Consider the following 16,558-nt stretch of genomic DNA (forward strand, 5'->3'; position numbering starts at 1 on the left):
CCGCGATGGAGAGAAAATTTATGACACATAATCTGCGTGGCCGGATAAAAGAAGCTATTGCATTATTTTTACCAGGAATCTTTTTATTGGGGTTTAATATCGGCACGGGCAGTGTCACCGCCATGGCAAAGGCGGGGGCAAGTTATGGCATGTCATTGCTTTGGACGCTGTTACTTTCCTGTATCGCGACCTATATCATGATTGGGGCATATGGCCGATATACTTTGGTAACGGGCGAAACGGCGCTGCATGCATTTCGCAAACATATTCATCCAGCCATTGCTATATATTTTATCATCGCCCTGACCATTGGGGTAAGCGGCAGTGTGATGGGGGTGATGGGGGTTATTGCCGAAATTAGCTTTATATGGTCAAAAACATTTATTGCGGGCGGCATCGCGCCAATTTATTGGGCCATATTTTTCAGCGCCCTTGTCCTTTTTATATTTTGGAATGGACGAACACAGGTTTTTGAACGTGCCTTGGCCATTATTGTGGCGATTATGGCGGCATGTTTCATCATCAATTTCTTTATTTCTATGCCGCCGGCTGTAGATATCGCAAAGGGGTTGTTACCTTCCATTCCAGCTATAGCCGAAACAAAGCCATCTTCGGAATCGCAAGGGCCATTATTATTGATCGCATCGATGGTGGGCACGACATTATATTCCGGTTTGTTCATCATTCGCACCACATTGGTAAAAGAGGCGGGGTGGACCATTAAAGATATTAAGCAGCAAAATAATGATGCGATGTTTGCCGTGGTGATGATGTTCATTATAAGTGCGGCAATTATGGCGGCGGCGGCGGGAACATTATTTGCCGAAGGAATTGGGTTGGATAAGCCATCACAAATGATTAGTTTGTTAGAGCCTTTGGCGGGTTCATTTGCGGCGTCTATTTTCGCGGTGGGTATTATTTCGGCGGGTGTGTCATCACAATTTCCAAATGTGTTGATGCTGCCTTGGCTGTTATGCGATTATCAAAATAGCCCACGTGATATGACATTGCCCAAATATCGTATAATGGTTTTGGGCATATCATTATTGGGTTTGGTTGTTCCATTATTTGATGCGCGGCCATTATTTGTGATGATTGCGTCACAGGCATTTAATGTCATGCTGCTGCCATTGACCGTTGGTGCTATTATATATCTTGGCAATCGGGCGGATTTAATGGGGCAATATCGCAATTCCCGCCTGGCCAATTTAATGTTATTTGCCATCTTCCTTTTTGCATTGGTCATTGGATATATGGGCCTGCAAGGTTTGATAGAGATGATAAATGGGTAATTTTTTAATAGAAAGTTTTATAGATGCGTGAATCATGGCGGTGGTTTGGACCAAATGATCCGGTAACATTGGATGAAATACGCCAAACCGGCGCGACTGATATTGTCAGTGCGCTGCATCATATTCCAATAGGGGATGTTTGGCCGATTGAAGAGATAAGGGCGCATAAGGCGTTGGTCGAGGCGAATAATGACCATATGACCCAATTAAAATGGACGGTGGTGGAAAGTATTCCGGTCCATGATGATATTAAATTGGCAGCGCCAGGACATCAAAAATATATTGATAATTGGGTAACAACGTTAAATAATCTTGCGGCGGAGGGTATAAAAACAATTTGTTATAACTTCATGCCGGTGATTGATTGGACGCGAACCGATTTACGGTATCAATTACCAAATGGGGCCTATGCGCTTCGTTTTGACCAAGATAAATTTGCCGCTTTTGATCTGTTTATTTTACAGCGGGAAAATGCCGCAAATGATTATAGCAAAGAAGAATATGATCGCGCGGCAAATATTTTTGCCGCCATGCCAGCCGAAGAACAGGAAGAATTAACCCGAACAATCATTGCCGGCCTTCCCGGTAAAATGACCGATGCCTATACATTGGATGATTTTCGCAAGGCATTGGCACGATATGATCATATGGATCATGATGATTTACGCCGCAATTTGGTTGCCTTTCTTGGCCATGTTTTGCCCTATGCAGAAAAAAATAGCATGGCATTGGCCATTCATCCCGATGATCCACCATGGGATATGTTTGGCCTGCCGCGCATTATATGCACAGCAAAGGATTTGGATGCGTTATTTGCAGCATCGCCCAGTCCGGCAAATGGCATGACATTATGTGTCGGCACATATGGCAGTAGGCCAGATAATGATTTGCCGCAAATGGCGCTTGATTATGCATCGCGAATTTATTTTGCCCATTTGCGCGGGGTAAGCCGTGATCCGCAGGAGCAGCGTTCATTTTTTGAGGCAAGCCATTTGGACAGCGACACCGATATGATCAGCATTATTCGTCATTTATTGCGCAATGAAAATGATTTGAATCGCGAAATTTTCATCCGCCCGGATCATGGCCATCAAATGATGGGGGATATTGGCCGCAATATAAATCCGGGTTATTCTGCCATTGGCAGGATGAAGGGGCTTGCCGAAATACGCGGGGTTATAAGGGCGCTTTCAGCATAAATTCTCAGCATGAATAAAGCCGATAAATATTCAGTTTAGTTTTATGAAAATTTGAATGAACGGGCATGTTATTTATGTCCGTTCATCGCTCACCATATCTTCGGCCAAATCCAATCCGCGTGCGCCATCATGCGCGGTATGGGCGGGGGCATGGGGATGGTCCATAAAGGCAGGTTCTTCGACCTCCAATTTTCCTTCCCATTTTGTGATAACCGATGTGGCGACCGCATTGCCCACCACATTGGTGGCGCTGCGCCCCATATCCAAAAATTGGTCAATCCCCAAAATTAAGGCGACACCTTCGACAGGCAGGCCAAATTGAGTCAATGTGGCGGTAATCACGACCAATGATGCGCGCGGCACAGCGGCAATACCCTTTGATGTGACCATTAAGGTAAGCAGCATTAAAATTTGTGTGCCAATGGACAGGTCAATGCCATATGCCTGTGCAATGAACAGCACGGCAAAGCTCATATACATCATCGACCCGTCAAGGTTAAAACTATATCCCAAGGGAAGCATGAAACCGGAAATGCGGCGCGGCACGCCAAAACGGTCCAATTGTTCAAATAATTTGGGCAGGGCTGCTTCGGACGATGCGGTTGAAAATGCGATTAATAAAGGCTCTCTTATATACCGGATAAGGCTGATAATCCGGCCTTTTAAAAATAAAGCGCCAAGCCCCAATAATATTGCCCATAATAGGATAAGGGCAAAGTAGAATTCACCAATTAACTTGCCATAGCTTAATAATATGGACGGCCCGTTAACCGTGATAACACCCGCAATTGCACCAAAAACCGCCACAGGCGCAAATCGCATAACATAGGCGGTCATTTGCAGCATCATATCGGCCAATGCCTCTGCGCCCCGCACCAATGGTGCGCCCTTTTCTCCAATGGCCGATAATGCAACCCCAGCAAAAATCGAAAAAACCAATATTTGCAATATATTATTTCCCGACATTGCCTCAAAAATCGATTTAGGGAAAATATGCAGGATAAAATCATGCAGGTTCAGCGCATCTGTTTTCAACTCCCCAATCTCCCCCGTTGGGGTGAGGGGCAGGCCAACGCCCGGCTTCATTAAATTGACCAATATAAGGCCCAGACTTAACGACACCAAGCTGGCGGTAATAAACCATAAAAGCGCGCGGCCACCAATGCGGCCCAATGCGGCGCTGTCCCCCATATGGGCAATACCGACCACAATGGTGGAAAGGACCAAGGGGGCAATAATCATTTTGACCAATTGCAAGAATATATCGGCCAGCAATTTGAAATTTTTTGATATTTCCTTAGCCGCCGCCGCGTCATGACCATAAAGGCTATAGGCGATATAGCCCGCTATAACGCCCAAAATCATGCCAACCAAAATATACCAGGTTAGTTTCTTGTCCATATATATGCCCCCTAGCTGGTCAGAAATTTGACCAGCTCAAGCAGCGCATTAGGCATTATTTTTCACAATTGGCAATCTGTATTTTACAGCATGTTGCGGGATAAAATATCAATCAGCCCCAACACGTTCAATGTCCGCGCCGACAAGCTGTAATTTTTCTTCCAACCGTTCATATCCGCGATCAAGATGGTAAAGACGCGATACCTCGGTCTCACCCTTGGCCACCAAACCCGCCATCACCAAACTCATCGACGCGCGAAGGTCGGTCGCCATAACGGGGGCGCCGGTTAAACCCTTTACCCCGTGAACAATGGCGGTGCGTCCCTTTGTCTCCACATTGGCGCCCATACGGTTTAATTCCGGCACATGCATGAAACGATTTTCGAAAATTGTTTCGGTCAACACGCTTGACCCCTCTGCCATACACAGCATCGCCATAAATTGCGCCTGCATATCGGTGGCAAATCCAGGATAGGGGGCAGTGGTCAGGGTGATAGCTTTTAACGGGCCATTATGCGCAACGCGAATGCCGCCCTTGGTTTCCTCCACCAACACGCCAGATGCACGCAATGCTGCAATGGTGGCCTCCATCTCATTGGCCTTTGCGCCCAATAATTCCACATCGCCGCCCGTCATGGCGGCTGCGCAGGCATAGCTGCCCGCCTCAATCCGGTCACTCATCACCCGATATGTCGCGCCGTGCAGGCGGTCCTTGCCATGGATGGTTAAATCGGACGTGCCAATTCCCTCAATCTCTGCGCCCATGGCGACCAATAAATTACATAAATCGACAATTTCCGGTTCACGCGCGGCATTATGCAGGGTGGATGTGCCCTTTGCCAAAACGGCTGCCATCAACACATTTTCGGTTGCGCCAACGGAAACAACGGGGAAGGTGAAACTGCCCCCGGGCAGGCCGCCCTTTGGCGCGGTTGCCTTTACATATCCGCCGCCCATTTCAATTTCCGCGCCCAATGCCTCAATCGCCTTTAGGTGAAGATCAATCGGACGGTTACCAATGGCACATCCGCCGGGAAGAGATACTTTCGCCTCCCCCATACGGGCAAGCAATGGGCCAAGCACAAGGATGGAGGCACGCATTTTGCGGACCAGATCATAGGGTGCAACATTGCTGGTCATGCGGGTTGCTTGCAATGTCATGACGCGGCCAAAATCCTCTGGCCTTGCGCCGGCAATGCTGGTCGATACGCCAAATTGGTTCATCAAATGTTGAAAACCATCAATATCGGCAAGGCGCGGTAAATTGCGCAGCGTCAACGGCTCATCCGTCAATAATGCACATGGCAATAATGTTAATGCGCTGTTTTTCGCGCCTGATATAGGAATTTGGCCTTTTAACGGGTTGCCGCCGCGTACGATGATTTTGTCCATTCGCCATATTTAACGGCTTTTGTGCGCGGCGCAAGTTTCATATATGATTTGTGATAATCAAAGGCATATTTATTGATAAAATAACGCGCCGTGAATTTTATTTATGCCTTTTCAAGCGTGCATTGCAGGGGATGTTGTTGTTGGCGGGCAAAATCCATCACTTGATTTACCTTTGTCTCGGCTACTTCATAGCTGAATATACCGCACACGCCCACGCCCTTTTGATGGACATGCAGCATGACCTGTGTCGCCTCATCAGTATTCATTTGAAAAAATACCCGCAAAATATGGACCACAAATTCCATGGGCGTATAATCATCATTTAATAATAATACTTTATATTGGCTGGGTTTTTTGGTTTTTGGTTTTGTCCGCGTCACCAATCCCACGCCGCTATCGCGATCATCCCCCTCATCATCATGCGCATTGCCGCTAGCATGAACGGGCATGGCATGATGCGCCATAAATGATATTGGCAAAGGATCTGATGCAAAGGTCATGGTTTTTGTAATTTTCATATGGGTAAAAATAAGACAGCACCCCCCCATATTGCAAGAGCAAATCGGCAAAAAGAGGGTTAATAATGCCCAATATTGCAAAATATATATGAAAAGAGCCGCCAAATATTCCTAACCATAATGGCCTGTGGAATAAATGGCGGCTCATAGCTTTAAATAAAAATTATCTTAAAAAGATTGGTGTCAAACCCTTGGGAGGAGGAGAGAGGGGGGAGTGACGTAATATAATTATGTAAAGCCTGTCCTATATCAAACGGCTATTATGCTGCTTTTTTGAAAAAATCAGTAGCAACAGCCATGCGATTTGAAATTGGTTGGAAAATGTCGCTTGCCAATTTAATCACGGTTTCGCTGTTTTTAGATGCTTGTGATACGGCGGTATCAAAGCCTTTACGCGCCAATTCCGCTTGAACTTTAACAAATTCATTGGGTGATTTAACCGCGGTTAATTCTTTAACGGCTGCTTGAACTGCACCAAAATTTTCTTTGGCAAATTCAAAATTGGTTTTGCCCAATTCCTGCGCGCCTTCAGCCGCGATTTTGCCGCTTGCAATCATTGCTTCAACATTTGCTTTTTGGAAAGCATAGGCGTCAGTAGCCAATTTGCGGCCTTTTTCGGCGGCTTCATTTGCTTTAACTTGCATATCGGCAAAAAATGTTTTTGCAGCGTCGGTTGCTTTTTCGGTTGTCTTTGTCATTTTTTCAACTCCGTTTTTGATTGTTGATGAGACTTCACTTGATTGAAGGGCTGCCTCAACTTTGGCAGGAGCTTCAACAATATTGGTGATGATATTTTTTTCCGCTGCTGGCTTTGCGGCCTCCGCAACGGTTTTTGTTTCGGTTTTAGTCATGGCTGCCTTTGGCTTATTAACAACAGCTTTTTTTGCTGCGGTCTTTTTCGCCTTTGGAGCTGTATTTTTTTCAGCTTTACTTGCCATGATTAAAATCCTTTTATCTCTTATGCTGCATTGCACAATAATGCTGCACTGCAACATTGTCAAGAGAAATTGTGCAGTGCACAAAAATAAATTAAGGATATTTATCGTTTATATTATAATGACTTAAATGAAATATGGCAAAAACCGCCCTATTTTAATGTCACATATAGGCCCGGCGAATCGCATAGGGCAGGCAATTTTCCCTCCCCTGGAATGCGTGCGCCCTGTGCCTTTACTTGCATATCGGCAAAGCCGCAGAGCCAGTTTATCCAATCCGGCCACCAGCTACCTTTTGTTTCAACTGCCCCTGCAATATATTCATCCAAAGAGGCAATATCCTTGCCCTCATTCACCCAATATTGATATTTTTCGGACGATGGTGGGTTGACCACGCCGGCAATATGCCCCGACCCTGCCAAAACGAACCGCATTGGGCCGGAAAAATGATCCTGCATTTTCCATACGCTTTTTGCTGGTGCGATATGATCCTCTCGCCCCGCCTGAATATAAGTAGGGGTTTTGACAATGCGCAGGTCAATGGGCGTGCCAATGACGCTTAATCGATTTGGCTCGACCAATAAATTATCTCTATATAAATCGCTCAAATAGCTTTTATGCCATGAACGCGGCAGATTGGTGGTATCGCCATTCCAATATAGCAAATCAAATGCGGGATAATCCTTGCCCAATAAATAATGATTGACCACCGTGTTCCAGATAAGATCCTTGCCGCGCAATAAATTAAAGGTCGCGGCCATCACACGGCCATCCAAATATCCATTTGATGATAGCTGCTCCAACATTTCCATATGCTGGTCACTGGTGAAATGTAACAAGTCACCTGCCTCGGTAAAATCAATTTGGGCGGTGAAAAATGTCGCGCTTTTCACCTTATCCGCCTGACCATGGCTATGTAAATAGGCTAAACTTGCCGATAAAGTCGTGCCCGCCACACAATATCCAATGGCATGCACCGATGGCACGTCCAAAACATCACGAATGACGTCTATCGCCTCTAATTGCGCGGCGACATAATCATCCCAAATGACATCGGCCATATCTGCATCGGCCGATTTCCACGAAACCATGAACACCGTTAATCCCTGTTCCACGGCCCATTTCACAAATGATTTTTGGGGGTTCAGGTCCAATATGTAAAAACGATTTATCCATGGCGGGAAAATAACCAATGGCGTTTGATTCACATTTTTGGTGCTTGGGCTATATTGTATTAACTCAAACAGGCGCGATCGATGAATAACCTTGCCCGGTGTGATGGCAATATTTTCACCCAAAATAAAACTATTGGGGTCGCTATGCGTTAATTGGCCCTTTTGTATATCGGCCATCATATGTTCAATGCCGCGTCGCAATGTTTCACCATTGCTATTACTTGCTGCTTCCAGTGCCTCTGGATTGCTATGCAGAAAATTATTGGGGGCAATACTGTCCAGCCACCCACGCATTTGAAAGGACAGCGCCTCTTTTTCCTTATCGTTTAAGTCATTTTTTTGGTCCAGCCATTGCTGTGCGCTTTGATCCATAAATTGATATAATTGGCGCAGACTGTTGAACATGGGATGGGCGACCCATTGTTCATGGGCAAAACGGCGGTCCTGCTTTTCCTCGGCAGCGGCCTGCCAATTTTGACCGCCATTTTTGGAAATAAATTGCATGAAATCGAACATATGGGCCGATAAATTGGTAATTTGTTGCACGCCCTTTTCAATATCCTGTCCATTGGGTGTTTTTAATAAAAAGGGACTGTTGCCTGCTGCTTTACCCTGCACCAAATTACCCTGCATCATATCGGCATAAAGCGGCAGGGCGGCATTGGCCATGCCGGCAAAATTTTGCATCATGGGCGTGAAAAAATCCGCAAATTTATCATTTGAACTTTGCTGCGCCTTTTTTTGCGCTGTTTCATTATTCTTATCATCAAATGGCGGCGTCATTTGGAACATTTGTTGCTGCATTTGGGTCATTATTTCGGCCCATTTGCCTATATCGCCAAAGGCGAAGCCATTGCCCGAACCATTATTGCCTGCATCGTCATTTGAATTCGTCATAATCTGCCTCTGCTGATATTATCAATGGGCATAGCATAAAAAGTCAAAATAAAATTGCATAAAAATAAAGAATATTGTTGGACAATTACGCCAGTGCCAATATTGCGGTTACTCCATAAATTTGAAAGAAAAGTGAAAGCAGCAATATGTCGCAAGATTTTTACCGCATCCGCCGTATGCCCCCTTATGTATTTGCCGAGGTAAATGCGATGAAGGCGGCGGCACGAGCGCGTGGTGAAGATATTATCGATTTGGGCATGGGAAATCCAGACGGTGCGCCCGCTCAGCATGTGATTGATAAATTGGTGGAGGTCGCAAAAGACCCCAGCGCACATGGATATTCCGCATCAAAGGGGATAAAGGGCCTGCGTAAGGCACAGGCCGATTATTATGGCCGCCGTTTCAATGTTGATATTGATCCAGAAACGGAAGTAGTCGTCACCTTGGGTTCAAAAGAGGGTTTGGCCAATTTGGCACAGGCCATCACCGCGCCGGGTGATGTGGTGCTTGCCCCCAATCCAAGTTACCCCATTCATACATTTGGATTTATTATTGCAGGTGCGGCCATTCGTTCCATTCCCGCCGCGCCAGGGCCGGATTTTTTCACCCGCCTTGAATATGCGATGAGTTATTCTGTACCAAAACCGTCGGTTTTGGTGATTGGTTATCCATCCAACCCCACCGCCTATGTCGCCGATTATGATTTTTATGTGAAGGTGGTGGATTTTGCCCGCGAACATGGATTGTGGGTTATTTCCGATCTGGCCTATGCCGAAATATATTTTGGCGACACGCCAACGCCATCCATTTTGCAAGTGCCAGGGGCAAAGGATGTGGCGATTGAATTTACATCCATGTCCAAAACATATTCCATGGCGGGGTGGCGCATGGGCTTTGCCGTGGGCAATCAAACATTGATTAACGCCTTGACCCGTGTGAAATCATATTTGGATTATGGCGCATTCACCCCCATTCAGGCGGCGGCGGTTGCGGCATTAAACGGGCCGCAGGATATTGTAGAGGCAAATCGGCAATTATATAAAAAACGCCGTGATGTTATGGTGGAAAGCTTTGGCCGCGCAGGTTGGGATATTCCCGCGCCAGAGGCATCAATGTTTGCATGGGCGCCAATACCGCCCGCCATGGCGCATATGGGCGGCATTGAATTTTCCAAAAAATTATTATCAGAGGCGCAGGTTGCTGTTGCCCCTGGTGTTGGCTTTGGTGATGAGGGTGAGGGTTATGTTCGTCTTGCCTTGGTGGAAAATGAACAAAGATTGCGTCAGGCGGCGCGTAATATTAAAAAATTCTTGGCCAAATATGGGGTAAAACCCAATAATAGCGGCAATGATGAAATTGACGATAAATAAATATTGATAAGCAAATATATATGGGGGCGGGATATATTTTCGCCCCATATATGTTTGATTGATCGGCAGAATATATAACCGCCTTTATTATAATAAAGCAGCGTTAAAGCTGCCATATTAAGCGTGCCGTAGCGTGCTTGACCACAGGGTAATTTGCGGTCAATAATATGACGATGATTGACCTATATTATGCCCCGACACCCAATGGGTGGAAAATTTCCATCATGTTGGAGGAGGCGGGGCTGGATTATAATATTATTCCGGTCAATATTATGAAAGGGGAGCAATTTGCCCCTGATTTTTTGAAGATTAGCCCCAATAACCGTATTCCCGCCATTGTGGACCATGCCCCAAATTTGGGTAAAGAGCCAATTTCCATTTTTGAAACGGGCGCGATTTTAATTTATTTGGCCGAAAAAAGTGGGCAATTTTTACCACAAGACAGCGCAAAGCGCAGCGATGTCATGCAATGGTTAATGTGGCAAATGGGGGGATTTGGCCCGATGCTAGGCCAATATGGGCATTTTAAATTATATGCGCCGGAAAAAATATCCTATGCGATAAATCGATATCATGATGAGGTGTTGCGGCTTTACGGCGTTTTGGACAGACAGCTTGCCAATCATGAATATGTGGCGGCGGGGCAATATAGCATTGCCGATATGGCAATTTTTCCGTGGATACGCACCTATAAAAGGCAGGAAATTGATTTGGATCATTTCCCACATGTGCGGCGATATTATGATATGTTGAAAATGCGGCCCGCGCTGCGGCGGGGTTTGGATGTAGGAAAAACATGGATAAACCGCAATCCACACGAAGATGCAGAGGCGCGTCAAAAATTATTCGGCATCAGGGAAAAGGAGCAGGAAAAATGAGCAAAAGGATTGAATTTTTCTTTGATTTGTCCAGCCCATGGACCTGCCTTGCTTTTCATAATATCCGCCCGATTATACAGGAAAATGACGCCCAAATTATCTGGCGGCCCATTTTGGTTGGCGGCATATTTAATGCGGTGAATAAATCTGTTTATGCGATGCGGGAGGATTTGGGCGGCCCGAAAATGCGCCATTATATGAAATCCTTAAAAGACTGGTCCAAATGGTCGGGGGTCGAGATGAATTTCCCCTCCGCCCATCATCCATTAAAAAGCGTGCTGGCCATGCGGGTTTGCTGTGCGTTGGAGGATAATCAACCGGCATTGGAAAAATTTATGGAAATCGCATTCGCCGATCATTTTGCGCATCAGGTCAATTTGGACGATGCCGAAATTTTGGCGCAAAGCATTGCAAAAGCGGGTTTTGATGCACAGGATATTTTGCAGCAAACACAAAGCCAAGAGGTAAAGGACCGCCTGCGCCATAATGGCGAAGAATTAATTTCGCGGGGCGGATATGGCTCACCCAGCATATTTGTGGATGGGGATGATATGTATTTTGGCAATGACCAATTGCCGTTAATTGCCGCCAAATTAAAAGCATAAATTCATAAGGATAGGTTGAGATGGAAAATCGTGTTGCAATAGAAATTTTGGGTGAAGATGGCGCGCAATATGCCCATGTGAAGTTAATCCGCGCGGAAAAAATGAATGCGCTGGACCCCGATATGTTTAACGGCATTGTGTCGGCCATTGAACAGTTAAAAGGCATGAAACATATTCGTGCGGTGGTGCTGTCTGGTGAAGGACGGTCATTTTGTGCGGGGCTGGATATGGCCAGCATGGCCGGCGGCGCAGACCCCAGCGGCGGGAAATTATTAACCGATCGCACCTATGGTAATAGCAATATTTTCCAATATGTCGCAACGGGATGGCGGCAATTGCCCATGCCTGTTATCGCCGCCGTGCATGGCGTATGCTTTGGCGGGGGCTTGCAAATAATGTCGGGCGCGGATGTGAAATTTGTTACCCCCGATGCGCGTTTGTCGGTCATGGAAATGAAATGGGGTCTTGTCCCCGACATGGGCGGTTTTCATTTATGGCGCGGTAATGTGCGGGCGGATATTTTGCGCCACTTAACCTATAGCAATGAAGAATTTAACGGGCAGCAGGCGGTGCAATATGGTTTCGCCACCCATGTGGATGCTGACCCATTGGCCCGCGCATTGGAATTGGCCGCCACCATTGCCGGTAAAAATCCAGACGCCATTCGCGCGGCAAAACGTTTATTTGATGATTTTATTGATGGGGATGAGGATGCGGTTTTAATGGCCGAAAGCGTGGCTCAAAATAAAGTGATGCGTAAACCCAATCAAATAGAGGCTGTCATGGCAGGCATGCAAAAGCGAGAGGCGAAATTTACCGATTAAAATTATATTTTCGATGGAGAGAGCAAATGGCGACAAATTTAAAAGCGAATAGCAAATATAGCGAGGCCGAATGGGCAGCACGTCAACAATTGGCCGCTTGTTACCGTATATTTGCGATGTTTGGTTGGGATGAGTTGATTTTCAATCATATCACGGTGAAATTACCTGATCAGGAGGGGGCTTTTCTTATCAACCCCTATGGCATGCATTTTGGTGAAGTCACCGCATCCAGCCTGATTAAAATTGATATTGACGGCAATAAATTGGATGCGGATAATCCATGGTTTGTGAATAAGGCGGGATTTGTGCAGCACAGCCTGTTCCACCGTGTGTTACCCGATGCGCATGCCATTATCCACACCCACACCACTGCAACGATGGCGGTTTGTTCGGTGGAGGGCGGCCTGCAACCCAGCAATTTTTACGCCTGTAATTTTATTGGCCAAATCGCCTATCATGATTTTGAGGGCGTGACCGTGCGCGAGGAAGAAGGCGAGCGTTTGGTCAAAAATTTGGGCGATAAGCGTATTATGATGTTAAAAAACCATGGTCCGGTTGTTATGGGAACATCACTGCCCGATGCATTTTTGAAATTTTGGGCGTTGCAACGCGCCTGCGAAATTCAACTGGCCACCGCCAGCATGGGCAAACCGATTATTGTGCCGGATGAGGTGATTGCCGTGCATCAACGCGATTTATATATGTCGCAATCCCCCATGGGATCGGGCGTTGCCGAATTTGAAGCGATGACCCGAAAAATTGATGCGATTGACAAAAGCTGGCGGGAATAGGATGAGGGCAGCTATATTTTGAAAGCTGCATCAATATGACCAAATTTACCGTGAATGACCGGCCGGTTGAATATAAAATGGATCCGCAAACCCCCTTATTATGGGCATTGCGCGATGCATCCAACTTAACCGGCACCAAATATGGGTGCGGCGTGGGGGATTGCGGCGCATGTATGGTGTTAATTGATGGGGAGGCGATACGTTCTTGCCTTGTCACATTGGGCGAGAGTGAAGGGCGCTTTGTCACAACAATTGAGGGGATTTCCAACGACCGCAGCAACCCCGTGCAACAGGCATTTGTTGCCGACAATGTGCCGCAATGCGGTTATTGCATTTCCGGCATCATCATTGCCGCCAATGCGTTGTTAAAACAAAATAATAACCCCAGTGACGAAGATATAAATGCGGCCATTACCAATTTGTGCCGTTGCGGCATTTATCCCCGCCTGCGTGACAGCATAAAACGCGCCGCCCGCGTCATGCGCGGGGAGGAGAAAATTGCCGCCGCGCCGCCGCCGGGCATCTCGCCGCAGGATGCCGCCGCGTCAGTTCCCGCCATTCGTAATATTAGCCCGCGCAAGGCCGATCAATAAATTGGCATAAATTGGGGCAAATATTTACGCCTCTAACTCAATATCCCAATATAGCCAATCGCGCCATGTGTCGTGCAAATGATTGGGCGGGAACATCCGCCCTTTATCCATTAACTGCCAACTTGTCGGGCGAATCGCACGGGTGGCAAGCTGCATCCCCGCCTGCATGGGATTGCGCCCACCCTTTTTCAAATTACAGGGCAAGCAGGCGGTGGCCACATTTTCCCAACTGGTAATTCCGCCCGCACGGCGCGGTATAATATGGTCGAAAGTTAAATTATCGCCGCTGCCGCAATATTGGCATTGAAATTTATCCCGCAGGAACAGGTTAAACCGCGTAAAGGCGGGGTATTCATTGGGTTTAATATATTGTTTTAATGCAATAACCGATGGAATTTTCATATCTAAATTGGGGCTATGCACATGGCGGTCATAATTTTCCACCACAATTACCTTGTCCAAAAATACTGCCTTTATTGCCGCCTGCCACGGCCAAAGGCTAAGTGGGTAATAGCTGAGCGGCGAATAATCGGCGTTCAGGACAAGGGCAGGGCAATTTTCAGGATGGCGAATAGCATCGCTTTCATCCATTTTACACGCGTTTAGCGTTTTTTCATGCAGCACAAAAATATCTCCCCATTATGGCGAATTAACCGCTGATAAAAATTTCCCTTCCGTTGTGCATAGTTTATGTTGCAAAGCCATGACGTCAAGTAACTAATGGATAAAATCATGCAAATGATGCAGGGCATGCCCCTTATCACCGATAAAATAGGCAATATAGTCACCCGTTTCGCGCCCAGCCCCAATGGCGCGATGCATATGGGCCATGCCTTTGCTGCATTATGCGCACATGATTTTGCCAAATTGCATGATGGTGAATTTATGTTGCGGATAGAGGATATTGACGGCAATCGGACAAGGGTGGAACATGTCGATAGTATATTTGCCATGCTGAACATGTTAAATATCACCCCCGATCGGGTGCAATATCAGTCAAAAAATATACATGCCTATCAAATGGCATTGCATAAATTGGATGAAATGGGGATTATTTACCCATGTTTTTGTTCCCGGCATGACATTGCCAATAGGGTGAAACAAAAACCGGTTCGCCATGGGCCGGATGGACCAAATTACCCTGGAACTTGCCGTAATATCGATCGCGAACTGGCCATGTCCAAAAAATCGATACAGCCATATAGCCTTCGCCTGAATATGGCAGAGGCGTTAAAATTGGCGCAAATAAAAAGCACGCATCTTTATTGGCATGATGTTCAATCGGGAATGCACCGCGCCGACCCCGCAATTTTTGGCGATATTATCATCTGGCGAAAGGACGCGCCCGCCAGTTATCATTTGGCCAGTGTGGTCGATGATGGCGGGGATGCGCATCATCATGGGGGCAGAGTGATAAGCCATATTGTGCGCGGCATGGATTTAATGGCATATAGCGATATTCATATTTTGCTATCATGCTTGCTTGACCTGACCCCCAAAATTTATTGGCACCACCCATTATTATTGGATGCGGGCGGGGAAAAATTATCAAAAAGCAAAAATAGCCCATCATTATGGGATATAGAGCAAAGGGCAAAGGATGCGGGGCAATGGTATGATGGCTTTGGTCAGGATTTGGCGCATAATCTGCGCCATTTATCCTTTCCGCCGGGTATTCGGCTTTCCACCAATATATAACATCAATAATTTATGATGCTTTGACATATTTAATGGCATATAGGACAGGTTCGGAAAATATCGCATTTACCCTATATTGACGATATAAATTCAAGAAAAAGGCAGGAATATGGGTTATATTTTAATCATTGGAATTATTTTGGCCGCTGGCGCGGTTGTTTTTGCATTGGTCCGTGGATTGCATGCATTTGCAAATATGGACGTTAATGATGTCGATGAAAATGGAATTCCAAAGGGATTGGAAAAACAAAATGGGATGATGTTTGCCCGCGTCAAATGGCAGGCAATTACCGTTATAATGATTGCGGCCTTATTATTATTCGCCTCTGGTAAATAAAATAAAGCAAAAATTTATAAACTGGGGGCAGGGATAAATGGTAAAATTAAATAAAATATACACCCGAACGGGCGATGATGGCAGCACGGGTTTGGTTGATGGATCACGCATTGCAAAGGATGAGGCATTGATTGCCGCAATTGGTGATGTGGATGAAGCCAATAGCGCCATTGGATGTGCCATTGCCCATTTAACATCTTTGGACCCCATTGCCACACCGCCCTATGCGGCGCGATTACTATCTGAATTAAGCCATATTCAAAATGATTTATTCGACCTTGGCGCGGATATTGCCACCCCCGCGACGGATGGCGATGTTTTTGCCCCATCGGACATGATATTGCGCATTATCGACCAACAAGTCGCTTGGTTAGAGGTGAAAATAGATCAGCAAAATGAAAATTTAACCCCATTAAGCAGCTTTATCCTGCCGGGCGGAAATATATCGGCGGCAAATTTGCATATGGCCCGTGCCATTTCCCGCAGGGCAGAGCGGCAATTGGTGGGCGCGGCCAAATTGCGCCCTATCAATCCGGCGGCATTAAAATATCTAAACCGGCTTTCGGATTATTTATTTACCGCATGCCGCACATTGAACAGTGAAAAGGGCGATATATTGTGGGTACCTGGCGCATCACGCTGCGCATAAATAT

17 protein-coding genes are annotated in these 16,558 nt (G+C 46.3%); 11 read left to right on the top strand and 6 right to left on the bottom strand.

The window, feature by feature from the left end; translation table 11 throughout:
- Window positions 1-20 precede the first annotated feature (20 nt).
- Entirely contained in the window at window positions 21-1,292 is a 1,272-nt protein-coding gene (locus tag LPB140_RS04120) for an Nramp family divalent metal transporter (protein WP_072558773.1), read from the top strand.
- A gap of 23 nt (window positions 1,293-1,315) precedes the next feature.
- Window positions 1,316-2,491 (top strand): mannonate dehydratase, encoded by a 1,176-nt coding sequence (gene uxuA / locus LPB140_RS04125; RefSeq protein ID WP_072558774.1) that lies wholly within the window; start codon window positions 1,316-1,318, stop codon window positions 2,489-2,491.
- Between the two features lie 72 nt (window positions 2,492-2,563).
- On the opposite strand, the gene LPB140_RS04130 is transcribed toward uxuA, so the two are convergent.
- The 5 genes from LPB140_RS04130 to LPB140_RS04150 all read right to left on the bottom strand — a co-directional run bounded on the left by LPB140_RS04130 (window position 2,564) and on the right by LPB140_RS04150 (window position 8,809).
- Window positions 2,564-3,892, bottom strand: coding sequence for a dicarboxylate/amino acid:cation symporter (locus LPB140_RS04130; protein ID WP_072558775.1), 1,329 nt, complete (start codon window positions 3,890-3,892; stop codon window positions 2,564-2,566).
- 108 nt (window positions 3,893-4,000) lie between these two features.
- A complete protein-coding gene (gene murA, locus LPB140_RS04135) occupies window positions 4,001-5,284 on the bottom strand; it encodes a UDP-N-acetylglucosamine 1-carboxyvinyltransferase (RefSeq protein ID WP_072558776.1) in 1,284 nt (427 codons plus the stop codon).
- Between the two features lie 101 nt (window positions 5,285-5,385).
- On the bottom strand, window positions 5,386-5,733 hold the full coding sequence (clpS, locus tag LPB140_RS04140) for an ATP-dependent Clp protease adapter ClpS (RefSeq protein WP_232223480.1): 348 nt from the start codon (window positions 5,731-5,733) through the stop codon (window positions 5,386-5,388).
- Between the two features lie 329 nt (window positions 5,734-6,062).
- A complete protein-coding gene (locus tag LPB140_RS04145; protein ID WP_072560317.1) occupies window positions 6,063-6,740 on the bottom strand; it encodes a phasin family protein in 678 nt (225 codons plus the stop codon).
- 149 nt (window positions 6,741-6,889) lie between these two features.
- Window positions 6,890-8,809 carry a PHA/PHB synthase family protein gene (locus LPB140_RS04150; protein WP_072558777.1) on the bottom strand — a complete coding sequence of 640 codons (1,920 nt, stop codon included), beginning with the start codon at window positions 8,807-8,809 and terminating at the stop codon, window positions 6,890-6,892.
- 146 nt (window positions 8,810-8,955) lie between these two features.
- Between LPB140_RS04150 and LPB140_RS04155 the strand changes: the two genes are divergently transcribed.
- The 6 genes from LPB140_RS04155 (at window position 8,956) to LPB140_RS04180 (ending at window position 13,870) form a co-directional block, all read left to right on the top strand.
- Window positions 8,956-10,179 (top strand): LL-diaminopimelate aminotransferase, encoded by a 1,224-nt coding sequence (locus LPB140_RS04155; protein ID WP_072558778.1) that lies wholly within the window; start codon window positions 8,956-8,958, stop codon window positions 10,177-10,179.
- A gap of 173 nt (window positions 10,180-10,352) precedes the next feature.
- Entirely contained in the window at window positions 10,353-11,057 is a 705-nt protein-coding gene (locus LPB140_RS04160; RefSeq protein ID WP_072558779.1) for a glutathione S-transferase N-terminal domain-containing protein, read from the top strand.
- Window positions 11,054-11,662, top strand: a complete 609-nt coding sequence (locus LPB140_RS04165) for a 2-hydroxychromene-2-carboxylate isomerase (protein ID WP_072558780.1) — start codon at window positions 11,054-11,056, stop codon at window positions 11,660-11,662. The genes LPB140_RS04160 and LPB140_RS04165 overlap by 4 nt, the downstream gene beginning before the upstream one ends.
- 20 nt (window positions 11,663-11,682) lie before the next feature.
- Entirely contained in the window at window positions 11,683-12,486 is an 804-nt protein-coding gene (locus tag LPB140_RS04170; protein ID WP_072558781.1) for a crotonase/enoyl-CoA hydratase family protein, read from the top strand.
- A gap of 26 nt (window positions 12,487-12,512) precedes the next feature.
- On the top strand, window positions 12,513-13,277 hold the full coding sequence (locus LPB140_RS04175) for a class II aldolase/adducin family protein (RefSeq protein WP_072558782.1): 765 nt from the start codon (window positions 12,513-12,515) through the stop codon (window positions 13,275-13,277).
- Window positions 13,278-13,312: 35 nt separating this feature from the next.
- Window positions 13,313-13,870, top strand: coding sequence for a (2Fe-2S)-binding protein (locus tag LPB140_RS04180; protein WP_072558783.1), 558 nt, complete (start codon window positions 13,313-13,315; stop codon window positions 13,868-13,870).
- A gap of 24 nt (window positions 13,871-13,894) precedes the next feature.
- Here LPB140_RS04180 and LPB140_RS04185 read toward each other — a convergent pair whose 3' ends face one another.
- Complete coding sequence (locus LPB140_RS04185; RefSeq protein WP_072560320.1) at window positions 13,895-14,461, bottom strand: HNH endonuclease; 567 nt, start codon at window positions 14,459-14,461, stop codon at window positions 13,895-13,897.
- 129 nt (window positions 14,462-14,590) lie between these two features.
- Here LPB140_RS04185 and gluQRS point away from each other — a divergent pair, with 129 nt between their 5' ends.
- The 3 genes from gluQRS to LPB140_RS04200 all read left to right on the top strand — a co-directional run bounded on the left by gluQRS (window position 14,591) and on the right by LPB140_RS04200 (window position 16,554).
- A complete protein-coding gene (gluQRS, locus tag LPB140_RS04190) occupies window positions 14,591-15,568 on the top strand; it encodes a tRNA glutamyl-Q(34) synthetase GluQRS (RefSeq protein ID WP_083549989.1) in 978 nt (325 codons plus the stop codon).
- 109 nt (window positions 15,569-15,677) lie between these two features.
- Window positions 15,678-15,905 (top strand): HIG1 domain-containing protein, encoded by a 228-nt coding sequence (locus LPB140_RS04195; RefSeq protein ID WP_072558784.1) that lies wholly within the window; start codon window positions 15,678-15,680, stop codon window positions 15,903-15,905.
- Between the two features lie 37 nt (window positions 15,906-15,942).
- Window positions 15,943-16,554: a cob(I)yrinic acid a,c-diamide adenosyltransferase gene (locus LPB140_RS04200; protein WP_072558785.1), complete on the top strand. Its 612-nt coding sequence runs from the start codon at window positions 15,943-15,945 to the stop codon at window positions 16,552-16,554.
- Window positions 16,555-16,558: the final 4 nt, after the last annotated feature.

The sequence above is a fragment of the Sphingorhabdus lutea genome (assembly GCF_001889025.1).
Taxonomy (GTDB): domain Bacteria; phylum Pseudomonadota; class Alphaproteobacteria; order Sphingomonadales; family Sphingomonadaceae; genus Sphingorhabdus_B; species Sphingorhabdus_B lutea.